The organism is Tsukamurella sp. USMM236, from assembly GCF_037148755.1.
Lineage (GTDB): Bacteria > Actinomycetota > Actinomycetes > Mycobacteriales > Mycobacteriaceae > Tsukamurella.
The window spans coordinates 1-383 of sequence record NZ_JBBCSS010000025.1; the positions used below are offsets into that span (position 1 = coordinate 1).

Sequence of the window (383 nt, forward strand, 5' to 3'; positions counted from 1 at the left end):
GTCGATTAGGCGCAGCACGAGAGCGCGGGTCTGCTGGTTAAGCTTCAGAAATGTCTCCAGGTCGGCATCCTTGTGCGGCCACTTCAGCCAGTCGGTCACCTCATCAAGGGAGCCCTCGAAGACAAAGCTGCGTGAGCGCCAGTGGCCGTGCTCAAGGTCGGACTTGGTTGCCGTGCACGCACCGGGGCACACGCTGCACTCCAAGACGGTGATCGAGTCCTGCATCAGGATCTTGGTCAGGACGTAGCCCTTGCTCCTCGCGCGGCGGCGTGCGGAGCGGAGGTTGTTGTCGTAGATGGTGCTCATGGGTGGATTCCTTCTTCTAAGTGGACGTTCCATGTGGCGGTTTCACCGGTTTTGTCTGTGTGCCCGGCGGCATTGGC

1 protein-coding gene is annotated in these 383 nt (G+C 60.8%); it reads right to left on the reverse strand.

Going from position 1 to position 383, the window contains the following annotated elements; all coding sequences use genetic code 11:
• The coding region (locus WFK95_RS24710; protein WP_336672300.1) for a hypothetical protein at positions 1-306 on the reverse strand (306 nt) is incomplete at its 3' end.
• Positions 307-383 lie beyond the last annotated feature (77 nt).